Origin of the sequence: Paucibacter sp. B2R-40 (genome assembly GCF_025717555.1) — a bacterium.
GTDB lineage: Bacteria > Pseudomonadota > Gammaproteobacteria > Burkholderiales > Burkholderiaceae_C > Paucibacter_A.
The window spans coordinates 206,297-225,728 of record NZ_JAJIRP010000010.1; the positions used below are offsets into that span (position 1 = coordinate 206,297).

General features: G+C 60.4%; 17 protein-coding genes. 4 read left to right on the plus strand and 13 right to left on the minus strand.

The window, feature by feature from the left end:
* Nucleotides 1-673: 673 nt before the first annotated feature.
* Nucleotides 674-955, plus strand: a complete 282-nt coding sequence (locus LNV09_RS19870; RefSeq protein WP_263558807.1) for a hypothetical protein — start codon at nt 674-676, stop codon at nt 953-955.
* Between the two features lie 29 nt (nt 956-984).
* Here LNV09_RS19870 and LNV09_RS19875 read toward each other — a convergent pair whose 3' ends face one another.
* Nucleotides 985-3,060 (minus strand): GGDEF domain-containing protein, encoded by a 2,076-nt coding sequence (locus tag LNV09_RS19875; protein ID WP_263558808.1) that lies wholly within the window; start codon nt 3,058-3,060, stop codon nt 985-987.
* On the minus strand, nt 3,057-5,171 hold the full coding sequence (locus LNV09_RS19880; RefSeq protein ID WP_263558809.1) for a diguanylate cyclase domain-containing protein: 2,115 nt from the start codon (nt 5,169-5,171) through the stop codon (nt 3,057-3,059). The genes LNV09_RS19875 and LNV09_RS19880 overlap by 4 nt, the downstream gene beginning before the upstream one ends.
* A 247-nt stretch (nt 5,172-5,418) precedes the next feature.
* Between LNV09_RS19880 and LNV09_RS19885 the strand changes: the two genes are divergently transcribed.
* Nucleotides 5,419-5,751: a DUF6172 family protein gene (locus LNV09_RS19885; RefSeq protein WP_263558810.1), complete on the plus strand. Its 333-nt coding sequence runs from the start codon at nt 5,419-5,421 to the stop codon at nt 5,749-5,751.
* A gap of 155 nt (nt 5,752-5,906) precedes the next feature.
* Here LNV09_RS19885 and LNV09_RS19890 read toward each other — a convergent pair whose 3' ends face one another.
* Genes LNV09_RS19890 through LNV09_RS19930 form a run of 9 tightly spaced genes read right to left on the minus strand, consistent with a single transcriptional unit; the run spans nt 5,907 to nt 15,272 of the window.
* On the minus strand, nt 5,907-7,082 hold the full coding sequence (locus LNV09_RS19890; RefSeq protein ID WP_263558811.1) for an acyl-CoA dehydrogenase: 1,176 nt from the start codon (nt 7,080-7,082) through the stop codon (nt 5,907-5,909).
* Nucleotides 7,083-7,121: 39 nt separating this feature from the next.
* Nucleotides 7,122-7,532 carry a RidA family protein gene (locus LNV09_RS19895; protein WP_263558812.1) on the minus strand — a complete coding sequence of 137 codons (411 nt, stop codon included), beginning with the start codon at nt 7,530-7,532 and terminating at the stop codon, nt 7,122-7,124.
* On the minus strand, nt 7,529-7,975 hold the full coding sequence (locus tag LNV09_RS19900) for an acyl-CoA thioesterase (protein ID WP_263558813.1): 447 nt from the start codon (nt 7,973-7,975) through the stop codon (nt 7,529-7,531). The genes LNV09_RS19895 and LNV09_RS19900 overlap by 4 nt, the downstream gene beginning before the upstream one ends.
* Before the next feature lie 3 nt (nt 7,976-7,978).
* Nucleotides 7,979-9,601, minus strand: a complete 1,623-nt coding sequence (locus LNV09_RS19905) for an AMP-binding protein (RefSeq protein ID WP_263558814.1) — start codon at nt 9,599-9,601, stop codon at nt 7,979-7,981.
* On the minus strand, nt 9,601-10,755 hold the full coding sequence (locus LNV09_RS19910; protein ID WP_263558829.1) for an acyl-CoA dehydrogenase family protein: 1,155 nt from the start codon (nt 10,753-10,755) through the stop codon (nt 9,601-9,603). Before LNV09_RS19910 ends, LNV09_RS19905 begins: the two co-directional genes overlap by 1 nt.
* A complete protein-coding gene (locus tag LNV09_RS19915; protein WP_263558815.1) occupies nt 10,755-11,609 on the minus strand; it encodes an enoyl-CoA hydratase family protein in 855 nt (284 codons plus the stop codon). Before LNV09_RS19915 ends, LNV09_RS19910 begins: the two co-directional genes overlap by 1 nt.
* On the minus strand, nt 11,606-12,154 hold the full coding sequence (locus LNV09_RS19920; protein WP_263558816.1) for a MarR family winged helix-turn-helix transcriptional regulator: 549 nt from the start codon (nt 12,152-12,154) through the stop codon (nt 11,606-11,608). The genes LNV09_RS19915 and LNV09_RS19920 overlap by 4 nt, the downstream gene beginning before the upstream one ends.
* A 5-nt stretch (nt 12,155-12,159) precedes the next feature.
* The gene (locus LNV09_RS19925) at nt 12,160-12,933 is read right to left on the minus strand and encodes an SDR family NAD(P)-dependent oxidoreductase (protein WP_263558817.1); all 774 of its coding nucleotides are present in this window, start codon (nt 12,931-12,933) and stop codon (nt 12,160-12,162) included.
* Nucleotides 12,934-12,938: 5 nt separating this feature from the next.
* Complete coding sequence (locus tag LNV09_RS19930; protein WP_263558818.1) at nt 12,939-15,272, minus strand: bifunctional salicylyl-CoA 5-hydroxylase/oxidoreductase; 2,334 nt, start codon at nt 15,270-15,272, stop codon at nt 12,939-12,941.
* Between the two features lie 334 nt (nt 15,273-15,606).
* Here LNV09_RS19930 and LNV09_RS19935 point away from each other — a divergent pair, with 334 nt between their 5' ends.
* Entirely contained in the window at nt 15,607-15,816 is a 210-nt protein-coding gene (locus LNV09_RS19935; RefSeq protein ID WP_263558819.1) for a hypothetical protein, read from the plus strand.
* A 174-nt stretch (nt 15,817-15,990) separates the two neighbouring features.
* Here LNV09_RS19935 and LNV09_RS19940 read toward each other — a convergent pair whose 3' ends face one another.
* Both LNV09_RS19940 and LNV09_RS19945 read right to left on the minus strand, forming a co-directional pair.
* Nucleotides 15,991-17,091, minus strand: a complete 1,101-nt coding sequence (locus LNV09_RS19940) for a Gfo/Idh/MocA family protein (protein ID WP_263558820.1) — start codon at nt 17,089-17,091, stop codon at nt 15,991-15,993.
* Nucleotides 17,092-17,214: 123 nt separating this feature from the next.
* A complete protein-coding gene (locus LNV09_RS19945) occupies nt 17,215-18,624 on the minus strand; it encodes an ABC1 kinase family protein (RefSeq protein ID WP_263558821.1) in 1,410 nt (469 codons plus the stop codon).
* Nucleotides 18,625-18,792: 168 nt separating this feature from the next.
* Here LNV09_RS19945 and LNV09_RS19950 point away from each other — a divergent pair, with 168 nt between their 5' ends.
* The gene (locus tag LNV09_RS19950; RefSeq protein WP_263558830.1) at nt 18,793-19,152 is read left to right on the plus strand and encodes a DUF2237 family protein; all 360 of its coding nucleotides are present in this window, start codon (nt 18,793-18,795) and stop codon (nt 19,150-19,152) included.
* Nucleotides 19,153-19,432 lie beyond the last annotated feature (280 nt).

A 19,432-nucleotide genomic window follows, 5' to 3' on the forward strand; every position in this document is an offset into this window, starting at 1 on the left:
AACGACGACGCTGATTTGCCTCAGCCGCACACTGCGATTAAGATGTAAATTGTTTATACGATTTACCAAGAGGAGCACCATGCAAAACAACCCATCCGCGCCAGTCAGCGAAGCCAGCATCCCGGCAGCTACAAGCCAAGAGACCACCCCCACGGTAGCAACCACGCCCGCCGCTATCGAGGCCAAGCCGCTCGCAGAGCCTGAGGTTCAGCCTGCTGCGAAGCCTGCTACGAAGCCGACTGCCAAAGCTACTGCAACGCGCGCACCCAAGGCGCTGAGCAAGGCCGCCGCTTGGCCGATCGCTCGCGTTGCCGATACAGCCGCCGCCAAGCCTGCAGCCAAGTCAGTTGCCAAGCCTGCACCGACAAGCATCTCAGCTGCAGCGGCGACTCCTTTCGCTAAGGCTGCAGCCACAGCTCCGGCAAAATCACCAGCCAAATCACCAGCCAAATCACCAGCCAAATCAGCTGTCAAAGCGGTTGCTAAGTCTCCCGCCAAGCCCACCGCCAAAGTTGCAGCCAGCGCGCCCGTGAAGGCTGTGGCAAAAGCGCCGATCAAAGCTGCAGTCAAAGCAGTCGCGCAAGTTGCAGCAAAGCCAGCGAGCAAGCCAGCGCCCAAGTCAGCCGCCAAAGCACCGATCAAGGCTGCAGCCAAGCCTAGCGCCAAGCCGGCTGTGCCCGCCCTGCCAAAGGCAGTCGCTGCCAAGCCAGCCATCAGCAGCGAAGCCAAGCCCAAGCTCAAGCTGGTACGTGACAGCTTCACCATGCCACGCGCTGACTTTGAACTGATCGCACGCCTGAAGGACCGTGCCATCGGCTTCAAGCGTTCGACCAAAAAGAGCGAGTTGCTGCGTGCCGGCCTGCAAGCCTTGATGGATTTGACCGACAAGCAATTGGCGGCGATTCTGACGGCGCTGACGCCCATCAAGGCCGGCCGCCCCAAGAAGAACGACTGAAAAAGCCGCTGGGGCTGCAGGGCTTTAGACTAAAGCGCCGCCGGCCCTAGCACCTGATGCAAGCTGACCCGGTCGGAGGAGCAGGCAGCGTCGAAGTCGGCTTCGATTTGCATCAGCGCTTCGGCGTCTCCTGCATCAACCGTGGCGATGCCCATCGCTTGGTTGCGGCCGCGCGATTTGGCGGTGTAGAGCGCCATATCGGCCCAATTGACCGCCTGCTCCCAATGCAGATCCAGCATCGCCGGAGGCAGCGGAAAATGCGCAAAGCCGATCGACACGGTGACGCGCAAAGGCCCGTCCTGCGCCTGCACGGGCAGCGCGCCGACTTCCATCAAGATGCGCTTGGCCAAGCGATGCAGCGCCGCCTGATCGACATCGGGCGCAAACACCAAGAACTCCTCGCCGCCCCAGCGCACCACCAAGTCCTCGGCCCGCACCGCGTGGCTGATGCGACGCGCCACTTCGCAGATCACTTGATCTCCGACACCGTGGCCATGCTGATCGTTGATGTGTTTGAAATGATCGATGTCTATCATCAACAAGGCGCCGGTGAACTCGGCTTTGGGCTGCAAGGCCATCACGCCCAATAGATGACGCCGGTTGGCCAGATCGGTCAAGGGATCACGCTCACTTTGTGCGCGCAGCAGCAGCTCATTGGCTTGCAAGTGCTGGCGTGCGGCCCGCACCTTGCGCACCATCAAGACCACAAAAATTAAGGTTAGCCCCAGTAAAACCGCCACCGCCACGCCGGCCTGCTGCGCCAGGCCACGGTTGGACAGTTGCTGATCGACCAAGTTGCGCTCACGCTGCAGCAAGTCCAGATCGGCCTGCTTGCGGTCGCTGTCGTACTTGATCTTGAGTTGCTGCAACGAGACCTCGCGGTTGCGTGCGGTCAGCTCGGCACTGAGCTTGCGCTCGGCATGGAAGAGCGTAATCGCCTCTTTGGCTTGGCCGGCCTGGGCCCAAGCCTCACCCAGCTCACGCAGTTCTTCGGCGCGCAAACCCTGGTCGGCCGACTCCCCGCGAAGCTCATTGGTGCGCGCCAACTCATGGCGGGCTTGGTCGAAAAGCCCAAGCTGAATCAGCGCGATCGCAATGTTCTGGCGCACGCTGCGCTCGATGCGCAAATCCTTGAAGCCCAGCACCACCGGCAGCGCTTGCCTCGCTGCCTTCAGCGCTTGAGCCGGCTGGGCCAGGCGCAAATAGGCATCCGCGATATTGCCCTGTAAATGCGCCGCCAGTCGCGGTGCATCGGCCAGCTTCGCCAAGGCCAGGCCCTCCTCCAAGGCCCGCAACTGCGCCACCGAATCAGCGCGCAAACCCGCTACCGCGCCCTGATAGTTCTTCGCAAAGGCCTGGTTGAGCACGTCGCCCTGCGCCGCCTTGATTGCTTGAGCCAAATAGGCATCGGCCTGTTCACTCAGACCCTGGGCCTGCGCCAGCAAGGCCAGTTGCCCCAGGCTCTGCGCCAACAGGCTGGCATCGCGCCCGGCCTGAGCAAGCGCCAGCGCATATTGCGCGGAGGCCTGCGCCAAGGGCAGCGCGCCTTCCTTGTACTGGGTTCGCCCCAACACACGCAAGGCGCTCCAAGCAGCGCGGTAATCGCAGCCCTGCTGTTGCACGGCCTGAGTCAATCCATCCCTCGGGCAGTCCTGCGCCAAGGCCTCCAGGGTCTGGCTCGCAAAATCTGCGGCCAACTCGGATTGGCCCAAGCGATCAGCGATTTCTGCACGCAGCAACAACAGCAACTGCGCCGCGTTGGGGTCCGCAGCCAGCTTCTCAGCCGAGCGCTGCGCCGCGTCGATGTCTGCGGCCATCACTTGCAAGCGCCCCTCGGTCAAACGCAGCCTAAGCTGGGTTGCGGCACTCGGGCTTTGCGCTGCCGGCAATTTTTGCAAGGCCAGCAAGGCTTGCTGCGGCCGATCGAAACCGCTGCGCAGCAGCTGAGCCAACTGCGCCTCCAACTCAGGCTCCGCTGCCCGCAATGAGGCCAAACCAAGGATCGAGACCAAGCTCGAAGCCAGGCTCGCCAACAGCAGCGCCCGCAGCAAAGCCAGCAGCGACGTCCGCAACAGCAGCAGGGGCAACTTCCATCCCTCCATCATGTACCGCTCTCCTGCGCCGCAGTTTTACCCTGCAACGCCAGCAAACTGACTTTGCCCTCGTGCCAAGCAGCTTCCAGGCGTCCAGCCAAGGCCAACAAGCTCGCCTCGTCTTGGGCGTCCATCGACACTATTCCATATGCCCGGTTGCGGCCATGAGCTTTGGCCATATACATCACGATGTCGACCAAGTCGATAGCCCGCTCCCAGGCCAAGGCCAGCCCATGCGGAGCCAAGGGAAAGCTTGCAAAACCAATCGAAGCGGTAACAGGGATCAATGTCTCGCCGCGTCGCACAGGTGTTAGGGCTATCTGGTCGAGCAAACGCTGCGCAAGCAGGCTGGCCGCGTCTGCTTGGCGGCCATCCACGACGATCAAGAACTCCTCGCCGCCCCAGCGCACCACCAGATCTTCGTCCCGCAACACCCCCCGCAATCGTTGCGCCACCTCGATCAAGACGCTGTCCCCGGCCGCATGTCCATACTTGTCGTTGACCAGTTTGAAGTGATCAATATCGATCAAGAACACGGTGCCGCTGAACTTGCCCTTGTCGGCCAGTCGCTTGATCGCCGATTGAAAGTGGCGTCGATTGGCCAAGCCCGTCAACGGGTCACTCTCCCCTTGGCTTTTAAGGGCGGCATTGCTGAGCGCCAGCGCCCGATTGGTCTTGCGAATGCGCTGATAGGCCAGGCCCATCAAGACGCCTGACAAGAGCACACAGCCCCCCAAGGCGGCCCACAGCTTGAGCTTCAGATCCCCGGCTCGCACCTGCTCAGACTTGAGTTGATTGCCTTGATTGAGCAGGTTGATTTCCTTCGCCTGACGTTCATTGTCAAAGCGGGCCTGCGCCTCCAACACTGCCTTGCGGCTGTCCTCGCGCAGGACTTGATCATTGAGTTTGCGGTAATGGTGATAAGCCTGCACCGACCCGCCAAGGTCCCCGACTCTCTCCAACAGCTGAGCCAATTCCAACCAGCCATCCGAGGCCGGCGCCAATTGCCCCTGATTCTCGGCAACGCTGATAGCGTTGATAACCTCGCGTTTGCCCTCATCGATTTGCTTCAAGCCAATCTTGGCCATGCCAATGTTCTGACGCGCCAAGGTTTCGCTGTCCAAGTCCTGGCTGCTCAGGGCCAAGGCAAGCGCCTCTTCGGACAGACTGCGCGCCTTCTGGAATTCCCCCAAGCGCAGTTGGGAATCTGCCGCGTTGCCCAAGGCCAGGGCCAGCATCGCTGGCGAGCCGGTTTTGCGCGCATAGCCCAGGGCCAACTGCATCGCCTCGACCGACGTGTGCACATCCCCCAGCTCCGAATAAATCATGCCGCGGCTGTTTTGAAGAATGGACATCAAAATCGGGTCGGGATCGAGTGCGGCCACACGCTGGGCTTCGGCAATCAATTGTTTGGCGCGCTCCAACTGCTGCGCTCGCATGTAGTTGAACGCCAGCCCGGACAAGGCCTGCGCGTGTTGCCAAGCGGAGCCGCTTTGCTCGGCCAGCTTCAGCGCCATCGCACCGGTATTGATGCCTGCGTCTACTTCGCCAGATTCCGACAAGAGGCTCGCCAACAGGCCAAGGCTACGCAGACGCGCCCTGATGCTGGCTTCGTTCTCGGCCACGCTATCCACCAACTCCAGCTCTTTGATGGCCTGGGCGGCCTTGCCTTCGCGCAGCAAAATCTGCGCCCTCATATGGGCAGCGGCCAGCCGTGCGGCACCACGTTGCTCAGGGTTCGGCCAAGCATCCAACTCGGCGATCAGCTTTTCCACCAGCCGACGCTTGCCAGGCAAGCGCCCATTGACGCTACCGCGCAGCGCCAACACTTCGATATGCTCGGCGCTGCCTGGCTTGACTTGCGCCAACAAAGCCAGCAAGGCCAGGTCACTTTCCGCCGGACGACTGCTGCCGGTGCGCTCGATGCGGTCCAAAGCCGCCCACACCTGCGCGGAGGACGGCTTCGCCGGGTCTTGCGAGGTCTTGATTTCCGCAGCAGTACGCTCGCCTATTGCGGCCTGTGCCCCCTGAAAGCTGCCCGAACAAAGAGCCAGCAAAAGCCAAGCCAGCACCGGGACAGCTTGCGGCTGAATCAAAGCGGCACGAGCAAGCTTTTTCAACATTGTTGTCTGGGCAGGAGGCAAAGGCGCGATCATGTCCTGGATTTAATTGTTGGCTCGCTAGCCCCAGATGGCCGAGGCTCGCTGGGCTGCTGTCTATGTCAATCGTTCAATACCTTTTGACCCTTTAAACCGCAAGGGAAGAAGGCCAGTATCGCCTGATATTTGCGCCGGCGGCAGCGCCTTACATCACGGCTTCACAAACACCGGATAATCCAGCCCACAGCGCTTGCGCTCACCAAGGCAAAACATGAAAAAAACATTCCAATTGCAAGTTGAAGGCAAACACCCGGACCGCCTGCTTGAAGCGATCAAGCACGAGATCCGTAAGTACATCAAGCGCGAGCAGAACAAGGCCCGCCCCGAAGGCGTGGACTTCTGGGATTTTGATTGCCGCTTCGGCAGCAGCGAGGCCACTGCCGCCGTGATCGAATTTGCCGACATCACGGCACGCATCAATGCCTATGCAGCCGACAAGGCCGATGCTTTTTACTTGGAACTGCTGGCCAAGCCGGGAGTGAAAAAGCCCCGGCCACCGGCTCCAGCGCCCATCGCTGAAACCGACGACACGTCGGACGCCTAGTACCCGATCAAAACCCGCTCAATCAGCAGGGGTCTTGGCTCGGACACAAGGCAGTCCCTGCGGCCTGACTTGTGCCAAGCCAAGGACTTGCAGCCTGCAAGCGGTAAGGCAGAACTCGATTTTTGAATACAAAAATCAAGGTCTGACCCCTGTGCCTAGAAAGCGGCAATCCCCGTCATCGCCCGGCCCAAGATCAGCGCATGGATGTCATGCGTGCCTTCATAGGTGTTGACCACCTCCAGGTTGACCAGATGGCGGGCGATGCCGAACTCATCCGAGATGCCGTTGCCGCCCAGCATGTCGCGGGCCGTACGGGCAATCTCCAGTGACTTGCCGCAGCTATTGCGCTTCATGATCGAGGTGATCTCGACAGCAGCCGTGCCCTCGTCCTTCATGCGCCCCAGTCGCAAGCAGCCCTGCAGGCCCAAGGTGATCTCGGTCTGCATATCGGCGAGCTTTTTCTGCACCAGCTGATTGGCAGCCAGCGGCTTGCCAAATTGCTTGCGGTCAAGCACGTACTGGCGCGCCTTGTGCCAGCAATCTTCGGCCGCACCCAGGGCGCCCCAGGCGATACCGTAGCGGGCGCTGTTCAAGCAAGTGAACGGGCCTTTGAGACCGCGCACCTCAGGAAAAGCGTTTTCTTCGGGGCAGAAGACCTCATCCATCACGATCTCGCCGGTGATGGAGGCGCGCAGGCCGACCTTGCCGTGAATGGCCGGCGCCGTCAGGCCTTGCCAGCCCTTCTCCAGCACGAAGCCGCGGATCTGCCCGCCATCGTCCTTGGCCCAGACCACAAAAACATCGGCCACCGGGCTGTTGGTGATCCACATCTTTGAGCCGCTGAGTGAATAGCCGCCGGGGACCGCCTTGGCCCGCGTGATCATTGAGCCAGGGTCGGAGCCGTGGTTGGGCTCGGTCAGGCCGAAGCAGCCAATCCACTCGCCCGAGGCCAGCTTGGGCAGGTATTTCTGCTTGGTCGCTTGCGTGCCGAAGTCATTGATGGGCACCATCACCAAAGAACTCTGCACGCTCATCATCGAGCGGTAGCCCGAATCGACCCGTTCGACCTCGCGGGCGATCAGGCCGTAGGCCACATAGCTCAGGCCAGGCCCGCCATACTCGGGCGCAATGGTGGGGCCGAGCAGGCCGATGGCACCCATCTCGCGGAAGATTTCCAGATCGGTGCGCTCGTGCCGGAAGGCCTCCAGCACGCGCGGCGCCAGACGCTCTTGGCAATACGCGGCCGCGGCGTCGCGGATCATGCGTTCCTCATCGCTGAGTTGCTCGTTCAAAAGCAGCGGGTCATCCCAGTGAAAATTGGCTTTGCTCATGATGGTTCTCGACTTCAAAAATGAATTGCTAACGCGCGATCAGTTCGGCACAACGGCCGTCACCTCGATCTCGACCTTGGCCCTATCTTCCATCAAACCGGCCACCACCACCGCCGCCATGGCGACACCGTACTCGGCCCCCATCACCTCGCGGTAGACCTGGCCGACCTCGCGGCCACGCGCCTGGTACTCTTTTTTGTCCAGCAGGTACCAGGTCATGCGCGTCATGTGCGCGGGCGTGGCGCCGGCCTCCTGCAAGACCGCCCTGATGTTCAGCAAGGTCTGGCGCACCTGATCGATGAAATCATCGCTGTCGAATTGGCAAGCGCTGTTCCAACCGATCTGGCCGGCCACAAAGACCGTGCGCCCGCTCGCCGCCACACCATTGGCATAACCGCGTGGCTGCGCCCAGCCATCGGGCTGCAAAATTTGTTTGTTGCTTGTGCTCATACTGCTGCTCCTGCTACTCCCGCTACTCGCTCCAAGGCGGCGCGTAAATCTGGTGGGAAGGCCTCGGCCTTGTGGGTGTCCAGCGAGGTGCAGACCAAGACCTGCTCGAAGGCAACCCGGCAGTCGTCTGCATTGCTGCCAGGCCCGTCGAACTGTATCGTCAGCCACAGCGAGCTGCGGCCCAGCTTGTTGATAGCAATGCGCTGCGTCAGCTGATCACCCATGCGGCTGACGCGTTTGAAGTCGGCACTCAGGCGCACCGAGGGCATGCCAACACGGCGCGGGCCCAAGAGCTGGGCATAGTCAACACCCAAACCCTGCGTGAACCAGTCCTCCACCAGCGCATTGAGCATCTCGAAATAGCGCGGATAGAACACGATGCCGGCCGGGTCGCAGTGGCCAAAGCGCACCAACTCTTGGCGTTCAAACACCCAATGTGTCATCGCTTAGCCCTCCCCTGGCTGTGTGCGCAGCCGAAAGCGTTGCAGCTTGCCGGTCTCGGTGCGCGGCAAGCTAGACCTGAACTCGATCGCGCGCGGGTATTTGTAGGGCGCAATATTCGCCTTGACGAAGTCTTGCAGCTCTTTGGCCATCTCTGGGCCGGACTCGAAGCCGATTCTCAGTACCACCGCGGCCTTGACGATCTGGCCGCGCTCCTCGTCGGCGACACCGATCACGCCGCATTCGGCCACCGCCGGATGGGCCAGCAGGGCCGACTCCACCTCGGGACCGGCGATGTTGTAGCCACCCGAGATGATCATGTCATCGGTGCGTGCCTGGTAGAAAAAATATCCCTCGGCGTCTTGCAGATAGGCGTCGCCGGTCAGGTTCCAACCGTTCAAGACATAGCCGGCTTGGCGCGCATCGGCCAGATAGCGGCAACCAGTCGGGCCCTTGACCGCCAGCCGACCCACCTGACCCGCGGGCAAGACCTGACCCTCGTCGCCCAGGATGCAAGCTTGGTAGCCGGGCACCGGCAGGCCGGTCGCGCCGGGCTTGGCATGCTGCTCGTCATGCGAAATAAAGATGTGCAACAACTCGGTCGCGCCTATGCCGTCAATCAATTCGATACCGCTGACGTCTTTCCACAGCTTGCGCGTCGCTGCCGGCAGCGCCTCGCCGGCGCTGATGCATTTGCGCAGGCTGCTCAAGTCATGCTGACCGACGAGCGGCGCCATTGCACGGTACGAGGTGGGCGCCGTGAACAAAATCGTGGCGCCGTATTTGGCAATTGCGGGCAACAAGGTCTCGGGCGAGGCTTTCTCCAGCAGCACGGCCGAGGCGCCGACGCTCATCGGGAATAGCACCAAGCCGCCCAGACCGAAGGTGAAGGCCAGCGGCGGGCTGCCGAGAAATATGTCGTCCGCTTGCGGTTTTAGCACATGGGCCGGCCAGCAGCAGCAGATCGCCAACACATCGCGGTGAAAATGCATGGTGCCCTTGGGCGCGCCGGTTGTGCCGGAGGTGAAGGCGATCAAGCAGCAGTCATCGGCGGCGGTATCGACATTGTTGAACTCGCTGCTGTGGCTAGCGGCGTGCGCCTCCAGGCCATCGCTTGCCTCGCTATGAAAATGCAGCAGGCTGCGCAACTGCGGGCAGGCCGGCAAAGCTGCCGCTAACTCATCCGCCAGCCGGATATCGCACAGCGCATGGCTGATCTCGGCCTTCTGGATCACCTGGGTCAATTCCTTGGCGCGCAGCAAAGGCATGGTGGCCACCGCGACGGCGCCCGCCTTTTGCACCGCAAACCAGCACGCCACCATCTCTGGCGTGTTGGCGCCGCGCAGCAAGACGCGGTTGCCCGGCACCACGCCCATCTCGGATACCAGCACATGGGCGATGCGGTTGGCCTGAGCTTGCAGATCGGCATAGGTCCAGCGCGAGCCGTCCGAGCCTTGCAGGCACAGGCGCCCGCCTTCGCCCTTTGCGATCCAACTGTCCAAAAGCTCGGTCGCGCAGTTGAGTCGATCCGGAAACTGCAGCTCGGGCAGCTCGAAAATCAGCTCGGGCCATTGCTCGGGCGGAGGCAAGTTGTCGCGGGTGAATGTATCCAGGTGAGCCGAAGTCATCATTTGAGCAAGTCCCGTCCAATGATCAGTTGCTGCACCTCGCTCGCACCTTCGTAGATGCGCAAGGCACGAATTTCGCGGTAAAGCGACTCCACCATTTCGCCGCTTTGCACGCCGCGCCCGCCAAACAGCTGCACGGCCGCATCGATGACGCGCTGCGCGCCCTCGGTCGCCATCAGCTTGGCCATGGCTGCCTCGCGGGTCACGACCTGCCCCTGGTCGCGTTGCCAGGCGGCACGGTAAACCAGCAAGGCCGAGCTGTCGACCGTGCAGGCCATCTTGGCCAACTTCGCCTGCGTCAGCGGCAACTCGGCCAAGGTGCCACCAAACATCTGGCGGCTTTTCGCCTGCTGCAGGCCTTCTTGCAAGGCACGCCGTGCAAAGCCCAAAGCGGCCGCCGCCACCGAGGTGCGGAACACATCCAGCGTGCGCATCGCCACCTTAAAGCCTTCGCCGGGCGCGCCAATCATCTGGCTCTTGGCGACACGGCAATTGTTGAAGCGCAACCTGGCCAAGGGGTGAGGCGCGATCACCTGGATACGCTCGGCAATCTCGAATCCGGGCAGGCCGGCATCAACAATGAAGGCTGAAATGCCACGCGAACCCGGAGCTTCTCCGGTTCTGGCGAACACCACATAAAAATCGGCAATGCCTCCGTTGGAAATCCAAGTCTTTTCACCATTCAAGACATAGCTGTCACCGTCAGCGACGGCACTACACTGCAGGGCCGCCACATCGGAGCCGGCGTCGGGCTCGGAGAGCGCAAACGCGGCCAGCGCATCGCCTTTGGCCACAGCCGGCAAGTAACGCTGACGTTGAGCGTCAGTACCCGCAAGCGAAATCGCGCCCGAGCCCAAGCCCTGCATTGCAAAAGCAAAGTCGGCCAAGCCGTTGTAGCGAGCCAGCGTTTCACGCAAGATGCAGATGGCGCGTGTGTCGATCACTTCGGCCGAACCGCCCAGCGCCTTTCCAGCGACAGCATGGCTCAACCAGCCGGCTACCCCAAGGGCCTTGACCAGACCAATGCATTCCGCATCGACGTCATGGCTATGCGCCGCCTGCAGATGCTCCGCGCACCAGGCGTCCAGCTCTGTTGCCAGCTGCCGATGTCTGGGCTCAAAAAATGGCCATTCGAGATGTTTGAGATGCACGATCAGTCTCCCTTGAACTCAGGCCGCTCCTTGGCCACAAAAGCCTCATAAGCGCGGTGAAAGTCCTGCGTCATCATGCAAATCGCCTGGGCCTGCGCCTCGGATTCGATCGCCTCGTCGACGCCCATGGCCCATTCCTGGTGCAGCATTTTTTTGGTCATCGCGTGGCCAAAGCTGGGGCCGCTGGCAATCTGCTGCGCCCAATCGAGGGTCTCTTGCAACAAAGCATCCGGCTCCACCAGTCGGTTCAAGAAGCCCCAATTGAGGCCCTCTTCGCCGCCCAGGCTGCGCCCGCTATAGAGCAGATCCGAGGCTCGGCCCTGGCCAATAATGCGCGGCAGAATCGCGCAAGCGCCCATATCGCAGCCCGCTAGGCCGACCCGGGTGAACAAGAAGGCCGTCTTGGAGCGGGCCGTGCCGACACGCAGATCCGAGGCCATCGCCACAATCGCGCCGGCGCCTGCGCAGACGCCGTCGATGGCCGACAAAACCGGCTGCGGGCAGGCCCGCATCGCCTTGACCAAGTCACCCGTCATGCGCGTGAAAGCCAAGAGATCGGGCATGCTCATCTTCGTCAAGGGGCCGATGATTTCATGCACATCGCCGCCTGAACAGAAGTTGCCGCCCGCACCTTGCACGACGATGGCCCGCACTTCATCTACAGATCCAAGCTTGCGGAACAGATCACGCAGCTCGGCATAGGAGGCAAAGGTCAAGGGGTTCTTGCGCTCGGGCCGGTTCAGCGTGATCACACCGACCGCGCCATGCTGAGCCCAGCTGAAATGCTGGGGGGCGAAGTCCGCCAGGCTTTGCCGGTTGCCGGCCTCCAAGTGGCTGTCCATCTTGCGCTGATTCATTTCTTCTTCCCCTTGTTTGCTGTGGCCGCATCAGCGGCGCCAAGATCGGTCAAATGCGATTTCAAGCCCGCCAGCAGGCCATAGACCTGACTCTTCTCCTCCACGGACCAGCCCGCCAGCAGCTCGACCACCCATTGCTCATGGGTAGCCGCCATGCGCTTGAATTGGCGTTTCCCCAAGGGCGTCAACTTGACCGTAAAGGAACGCCGGTCACTCGCGTGTGCCTCGCGAACGACCAAGCCTTCGCTCTCCAGCTGATCGGTGATGCCGGTGATATTGCCGCCGGTGACCATCAAGCGCTTGGACAGCTCGCGCATGGGCAGTCCGTCAGGATTACGCTCCAGCTGCGCCAGCAAATCAAAGCGCGGCAAGGTGGTGGCAAAGTCCTGGCGCAGACGGTTGCGGATCACGCCCTCGACCCGCGTCGTGCAAGCCAGCAAGCGCAGCCAAAGGCGCAGCGCCTGATGATCATCCGCCGTGGCGCGCGACTCCAGATCGAAGTCGGGCGGCACAGCGGCCAAGTCCTGCAGTGGGCTGGCGTCCATCACCATCACATCAACTCCCCGCCGCAAACGGCAATGGCCTGGCCCGTCAGCGCGCCGCTGCCACGCTGGGCCAGCCACAAGACCGTGTCGGCCACTTCCTGCGGCTGCACGAGCCGGCCCTGTGGATTGGCCGCCACCAGCGCGGCGCGTGCCTCATCAAGGCTGCGGCCAGTCTTGTCGGCGATCTTGTCCAGCGCCTGTGCGACGATGTCGGTCTCGGTATAGCCAGGGCAGACGGCATTGATGGTCACGCCCTTCTTGGCAAACTCCAGCGCCATCGCCCGCGTCAGACCCAAGACGCCATGCTTGGCCGCGCAATAGGCAGCCACATAGGCATAACCTGTTAGCGCTGCGGTGCTGGCCACATTGATGATGCGGCCGAAGCCGCGCTCGCTCATACCACCCACCACCTCGCGTGAACACAAAAAGGTGCCGGTGAGGTTGACATTGAGCATCGCCTGCCAAAGCGCCAGCGAGGTTCTGGTCAAAGGCGCGCTTTCGACCTGACCGGCGTTGTTGATCAAGATGTCAACTCGCCCGATTTGCGCAAACGCTGCCTTGACGCTGGTCTCGTCTGCCACATCCACTTGGCACACATCGATTTGGCCCAGTGGAGCCAGCGCCGCCGCTTGGCCCTGCAACTTGTCAAGCTTGCGCCCCAGCAAGCTGACCCTCGCACCCGCTACCACCAAACGCCGCGCCACCGCCGCACCAATGCCGCTGCCGCCACCGGTCACGGCCGCATGCAAGCCCTTCAATTCATGACCTTGCTGCTCCATGGCCATCAAACTCCCAAGGCCTTGTTCGCTGCTTCGCTGGCCGCACCCTGGCCCGCTTGCGCACGCTGGCGCTCGAATTCCTTCTCCAGTTGCGGCTTGGCCGACAAGTATTGGAGCGGCCAGTCCAGGCCGGCCGGGCCTTTGTAGCCAATCCGCGCCGCTTCGCTCAGCGTCCAGGCCGGGTTGGCCAAATGCGGCCGGGCAACGGCGCAGAGGTCGGCACGGCCAGCAGCGATGATGCTGTTGACATGATCGGCCTCGGAGATCGCCCCGACCGCAATCGTGGCGATGCCGACGCGATTGCGAATATTCTCCGAAAACGGCGTTTGCCACATGCGCCCATAGGTCGGCTTCTCCAGCTTGCTGACTTGACCCGAGGACACATCGATCAAGTCCGCCCCGGCGGCTTTGAAGGCAGCCGCGATCAGCACCGCGTCATCCGACGTCGTGCCGCCCTCGACCCAGTCATGCGCTGAAATCCGCACCGACATTGGTTTTTCCGCCGGCCAAAGCGCCCGCATTGCCTTGAAGACCTCCAAGGGATAGCGCAGACGGTTTTCCAAGCTGCCGCCATATTCGTCGCTGCGCTGGTTCGTCAGCGGCGAGATAAAGCTCGAGAGCAAATAGCCATGCGCGCAGTGCAGCTCCAGCCAGTCAAATCCGGCGCCAGCCGCGCGCACAGTGGCGGCGCAGAAGTCGGCCAGCACGCGGTCCATATCGGCGCGCGTCATGGCCCGCGAGGCCTGACTGAGCCCGGCCAGATACTGCTGCGGTGAGGCGGATATCAGGGGCCAGTTTTGTTCAGCGTCGACAAGCGGCTGATCAATGCCTTCCCAAGCCCGCCGGGTCGAGCCCTTGGCGCCGGCATGGCCGAGCTGAATCGCGATCTTGGCGCTGCTGTTCGCGTGCACAAAGCCGACGATGCTGGCCCAAGCCGCGCCCTGCTCATCGGTGTACAGACCCGGGCAGCCCGGCGTGATGCGCGCGTCGGCCGAAGTACAGGTCATCTCGGCAAACACCAGCCCCGCGCCGCCGGCAGCGCGCGCGCCCAGATGCATCAGGTGATAGTCGCCGGGCAGGCCGTCCACACAGGAATACTGCGCCATCGGCGACACGACCACACGGTTCTTCAGCGTGAGGCCGCGCAGCTTGAATGGCGTGAACATTGGCGGCACCGCTTGCCCTCCGGCCAGCCAGGCCTCAAAGCGATCCACATAAGCAGAGTCACGCAGACGCAGATTTTCATGCGAGATGCGCTGCGAGCGGGTCAGCAAAGAGTAGGCGAACTGCTCAGGCTCCAGCTTGGCGTGACGCTCAATGTTCTCGAACCACTCGGTCGAGTTGCGCGCTGCGTTCTGGATTCGCAAGACCTCGATGGAGCGGCTGGCGACATAACGCGGCAAAGCTAGACCTAAGTCCCCCTGGGCTTCGCCTATATCGCGCGCCAAAGCGATCGCGTCCTCCAGCGCCAGCTTGGTGCCGGAGCCGATGGAGAAATGCGCCGTGTGAGCGGCGTCGCCCATCAACACCACCGGCGCTTTGCCGTTGTGGTGAATCCAGTTCTTGCAGACTACGCGCGGAAAGCGTATCCACTGGGCCGAACCGCGCAAATGCGCGGCATTAGAGATCAGCTTGTGGCCATCCAGCACCTTGGCGAACAGGCGCTCGCAAAAAGCGATGCCTTCTTCCTTGCTCATTGCCTCGATGCCGGCCGCTTCCCAGACCGACTGGGGCGCCTCGACGATAAAGGTCGAGGTCGTGTCATCAAAGCGATAGGCGTGCGCCTGGAACCAGCCCCACTGCGTCTGCTGAAAGTCGAAGGTAAAGGCCTCGAACAATTTGGCCGAGCCGAGCCAGACAAAACGGCATTGGCGAAGATCGATATCGGGCTGATAGGTCGCTGCGTACTTCTGGCGCACGCGACTATTGAGCCCATCGGCCGCGATGATCAGGTCAGCGTCCAGACCCACATCGTCCTGCACATCGCTCTCGTAACGTAGATTGACGCCAAGCTCAAGGCAGCGCGCCTGCAAGATATTCAGCAACTTCATGCGGCCGATGCCGCAAAAGCCATGGCCGCCCGAGCGCAGCGTTTGGCCCTTGATATGCACCTCGATATCGTCCCAATGATTGAATGCATCGAGGATCTGCTCAGCCGTCTTGGCATCGGCTTCGCGCATGGCAGTCAGCGTCTGATCCGAGAACACCACGCCCCAGCCAAAGGTGTCGCCGGGCTTGTTGCGTTCCAGCACTTCAATCTCATGCGCCGGGTTTTGCTGCTTCATCAGCAGCGCGAAATACAGGCCGGCGGGGCCACCACCGATACAGCTGATGCGCATTGCACACCTCCCAAATAGAGCTTCATGCCTGCGTACAACTTTAGGCCTTAATAGTTTAGATGTCAAACAATCAAATTCACGAAGGGCTCAACGATCGGCCATGGACTGCATCCGTTTCAGTAGACATCCAACACGGTCGAACTTGAAACGGAGAAGAGAAAATGAGTCGAGCTAAATTTGGCCCGGAGTTCAAAGCCAAGGCGGTGAAACAGATGACTGATTGAGGGCATGGCGTCGTCGAGGTGGCCAAACTCGATTTATAGATGACATTTATCGTCAACGGTTTTGAGATCAAGAAAGCGCAGAAAATAGGGCTTTTAACAATGAGGTTTCTGTGAATCAATACGCTGCACATGCCGAACTCATTGCCACATTCCGAAGGGCGGAGGCAGAAGCGGCGCACAAGTTCGGACTAATCAAAGCCTTGTCCCATAAAGGTCCCAAGGCCATTCAGGCGGCCGCAGAAACAGCGACAAAGGCTGCGAAGCGCAGGGATTCGTATGCAAAGAAATTGAAAGAGCTCGGGATAGATCTCAAAGATTAAGAGCCATTCGCGAGCACATGGACAAGAGCACGGTGGGACATTTGCCGCGTCCAGGAATTCTTCATCCGATGTCTGACGCATGGTTTGCCGTCAAATACTCATGGTGGGAGCGGACTGCGTGAATTGCGCATGTTTGGAACTTTGACGGAACGCTCACCCGTTCAAGATCTTTGCCTAAAATTTGATGGTGTGACCTAGCTTGGCGCTGCGGGCGGCAGCATCGAGTATCTCCATCACGATCATATTATTGTCGAGCGCTGAAGGGTCGAACTTGCCCTGTTTCAGCTTGCCTTCGATCAAGGCCTTGAAATAGGCAAAGGGGTCGTTGAACGGATAGGCCAATTCTGCCAGGGACTGCGCACGCTCTGGCTCGGCTTCTGAGCGGCGAACCCGAATATCGTTGCGGTTGTCAGCCATGATATAGCCGCGCACACCATATATCTCCATATCCTTTCTAGCAATCGGCCAGTTCCAGGAGGCTTGAATAACGGCCTGGCTACCGGGGTAAGTCAATATAATCGTTGCCTCGTCGTCTACCTTTGGATAGTCCTGGGCTTGAAACTGCTGGGTAATTGCCGTCACTGAAGTCGGCCGAATACCCTGCATCAAATAAGTCATCAAGTTGGCGCCATAACAGCCAAAATCGGTCATGGCTCCACCGCCGTTGAGCACTGGGTCACCCAACCAATCGAGAAACTCTTGGTTGACGCCGATTTTCTTCGGCCCCTTGTGGCCGTCGTGCACGACCACTTTGCGCAGCCCCCCAATTTGGTCGCTGCGCAGCAAGTCATAGGCCTGATAGACAGTCGGATACCAAGTGGTTTCGTAATTCACCATCAAAGAAATTTGATGCCTGTCGGCCAACTGCTTCATCTTCTTGGCGTGATTCAAACTGACGGCCAGCGGCTTTTCAACCATCACATGAATACCGCGCGGCGCGGCTGCTTCGACCACGGCTAAGTGCTCGAAAATACTGCCGAACGCGGCGACAGCGGTGGGTTTTTTCTGGTCCAGCATTTCCGCCATGGTGTCGAACACGATGGCCATGCTGATGCCATATTTCTGGGTGTAGCGCTGCGCCAGTTCACGGTTTTTTTCAACGATCCCGACAATCTCAATATCGCCCAATTTCTCGCGATCAAGAAGCCAATGAACATGGGTGTGGGTCAAACCGATGATGCCGATGCGCAGCGGCACAGGCGCCGCACTTGCGGCGCTGGCGACAGCCGAGAATGAACAGAGCAACAAGGGCAGCAATACTCTCAATAATTTCATGGCGGTCTACTTTTCGATGGATAGAAACATGACATAGCGGGCAGTTAGAACCAACGCCAACTTGCTGAAGTTCGGTTCGCCGACCGTTTTGATCAATGGCGGCTTACTGGTGATGTTGCGGCCTCACGCTTCCGGGTTGAGCCTGTCAATCGGATGCGCTTTGTGGGCGGCTGCAGGGTGCCCATCACGGGCACCCAAAGCACCGACAGCAGTTAAATATGGCAACGCTAACTCCCGCACATTGACGCGCGCCCTCAGCCGCGATGCCAGCAAGAACAGACCGCCAAGTTTGCGATGCAAGAACAGGCTGTCGACGGGCGGTATATGCCTGAAGTCTGGATCCAATCCCAAGGCTATTCCAGCATCGCGCAGGTGTTGCGCCATGTCGGTGGAGCCAAAGTCAAAGGCGCCGTCAATACACAATGGTTCCAGTGCCATCGTAAACAGGTCAAGCACGGCAGCTGAGTGCCGCTGTTGCGTGTGTCCATCAAAATAGCCTATCGCCAACCCTGCCTGCGCCATGGCCTCTTGGTTGCCTTCCATGGTCGCTGCCATCAAGTCTTTGTAGGCCTGCCCAAATTGCGGTGTGAAGCTGCGGGTGGCACCAAAATCCAGCAGGATCATTTGCTGGCTCAACGGGTCATAGCGGTAGTTTGCAAAGTTGGGGTCTGTTTGCATCAGTCCAAACTCAAACAACTCGCGAACCAAGAGGTCCACGAGCCGAGTGAGCATCTGGTCGCGTTCGGCCTGCGGAGCGCTGTCCATGGACTCCACGGCTACTCCCTCCACGTATGACATAGCCAGGACATTTTTGGTCGTAAAGTCTGCGTGTAAACCAGGTACGACGAACCTCGGGTCATTGGCCAGCAGTTGGCCAAAACGCACTAGGTGCGCAGCTTCAGCATGGTAGTCAGCTTCTTCGCGCAATTGGCGTTTGGCCTCTAAGAGCAGCGGCGCAATATCCATTGTTTTGGGCAGCAAGCCCGACATGCGCAAAAGCGATGCCACATTGTTCACGTCACTGCTGATGCTCTTGCGCACACCCGGGTACTGAATCTTGATGGCCAGATCTCGTCCATCCTTGGTAGTCGCTCGGTGCACTTGGCCGATGGAAGCCGCTGCGATCGGTACGAAAGAGAACGACTCGAAGCGCTGCTGCCACCCTGCACCCCAATTGGCCGAGAGCACTGCTTGCACTTGGCGCTGCGGCATGGCGTGCGCATCGGAGCGCAAGCGCGCAAGTATGTCGCCCAATTCGGGCGGTAACAAATCTCCAGCGTCCATGGAGAGGAGCTGACCCACCTTTATGGCCGCACCACGCATTTGAGACAGTTGCTGGGTGATCTTGAGCGCGTTGGCCGGTGTGAGCAGCAGATCACTGAGTTTCAGGCGCTTACCCTGAACGAGCTGCTGAGCGCCGGCTATCAGCATATTGCCGGCAACACCCGAGGCCATCGACCCCAAACGCAATAGACGTCCAAGGCGACTACTGGGTACGGCAGAGCTATGGCGGGGGTTGATCTTGGCGGTCATGGTGCACAAAGTAGATGGGGTTGTCGGTTTTGTGGGCAGTGGGTGAGGCCATTGCATAGAAGTCCGACACGTTTACATGCTTTGGTCGATGATCATGCACGAGTGATTGACGACCGTTGTTAACGGCGATTTTTGTCCTTAGGTTTGGAGATATTGACTGCAATGACAATGACAGCGCTGAACGTTTTGGGAGGGACTCTGGAGGCCTGTTCCTATTCGCCATTGACGGGCTACTTTCGTGACGGCTGCTGCAATACCGATGAAGTCGACCGAGGTACCCATGTGGTTTGCGCGAGGGTGACCGCCGAGTTTTTAGACTTCTCGCTATCGCAAGGCAATGACCTGACCACACCCAGACCCGAGCATCGTTTTGCTGGCCTGAAACCGGGTGATCGGTGGTGCCTGTGCGCACTGCGTTGGAAGGAGGCGTTGGCCGCCGGAAAGGCGCCGCCTGTGATTCTGGAAGCAACTCATGCAAAAGCGTTGGACTTTTTGGCTTTGAGTCAGCTTCAACTGCACGCGCTGTAGCGGGTGCAGGGTCGTTGGATCACTTCGCGTCATACGGGCGCGACGCGGCGGCATGGACTACGCCCAAGTGGCTTTCCTTGGCGCCCTACCCCAGGGCGATCTCGACCTCAAGGGCCACTAATTCACAAGTAGGTCTCCCGGTGCGGTGTTGAACCGAACTTCAGCTATCGGCGCTTGTTCGAACTTTTAGCCTCGCACAGGCCTGAACATTTCGAGGGCACTGACTGTGAGGCAACTCAGTGCGGCGGATTCAACCGGTCAATGCAACACATTGGCTGAA

What these genes read in the sequence shown, in the direction of transcription:
- LNV09_RS19875 (WP_263558808.1), bottom strand. Translation starts at nt 3,060, where the DNA reads ATGATGGAGGGATGGAAGTTGCCCCTGCTGCTGTTGCGGACGTCGCTG.
- LNV09_RS19880 (WP_263558809.1), bottom strand. Translation starts at nt 5,171, where the DNA reads ATGTTGAAAAAGCTTGCTCGTGCCGCTTTGATTCAGCCGCAAGCTGTC.
- LNV09_RS19885 (WP_263558810.1), top strand. Translation starts at nt 5,419, where the DNA reads ATGAAAAAAACATTCCAATTGCAAGTTGAAGGCAAACACCCGGACCGC.
- LNV09_RS19890 (WP_263558811.1), bottom strand. Translation starts at nt 7,082, where the DNA reads ATGAGCAAAGCCAATTTTCACTGGGATGACCCGCTGCTTTTGAACGAG.
- LNV09_RS19895 (WP_263558812.1), bottom strand. Translation starts at nt 7,532, where the DNA reads ATGAGCACAAGCAACAAACAAATTTTGCAGCCCGATGGCTGGGCGCAG.
- LNV09_RS19900 (WP_263558813.1), bottom strand. Translation starts at nt 7,975, where the DNA reads ATGACACATTGGGTGTTTGAACGCCAAGAGTTGGTGCGCTTTGGCCAC.
- LNV09_RS19905 (WP_263558814.1), bottom strand. Translation starts at nt 9,601, where the DNA reads ATGACTTCGGCTCACCTGGATACATTCACCCGCGACAACTTGCCTCCG.
- LNV09_RS19915 (WP_263558815.1), bottom strand. Translation starts at nt 11,609, where the DNA reads ATGAATCAGCGCAAGATGGACAGCCACTTGGAGGCCGGCAACCGGCAA.
- LNV09_RS19920 (WP_263558816.1), bottom strand. Translation starts at nt 12,154, where the DNA reads ATGGACGCCAGCCCACTGCAGGACTTGGCCGCTGTGCCGCCCGACTTC.
- LNV09_RS19925 (WP_263558817.1), bottom strand. Translation starts at nt 12,933, where the DNA reads ATGGAGCAGCAAGGTCATGAATTGAAGGGCTTGCATGCGGCCGTGACC.
- LNV09_RS19930 (WP_263558818.1), bottom strand. Translation starts at nt 15,272, where the DNA reads ATGCGCATCAGCTGTATCGGTGGTGGCCCCGCCGGCCTGTATTTCGCG.
- LNV09_RS19940 (WP_263558820.1), bottom strand. Translation starts at nt 17,091, where the DNA reads ATGAAATTATTGAGAGTATTGCTGCCCTTGTTGCTCTGTTCATTCTCG.
- LNV09_RS19945 (WP_263558821.1), bottom strand. Translation starts at nt 18,624, where the DNA reads ATGACCGCCAAGATCAACCCCCGCCATAGCTCTGCCGTACCCAGTAGT.
- LNV09_RS19950 (WP_263558830.1), top strand. Translation starts at nt 18,793, where the DNA reads ATGACAGCGCTGAACGTTTTGGGAGGGACTCTGGAGGCCTGTTCCTAT.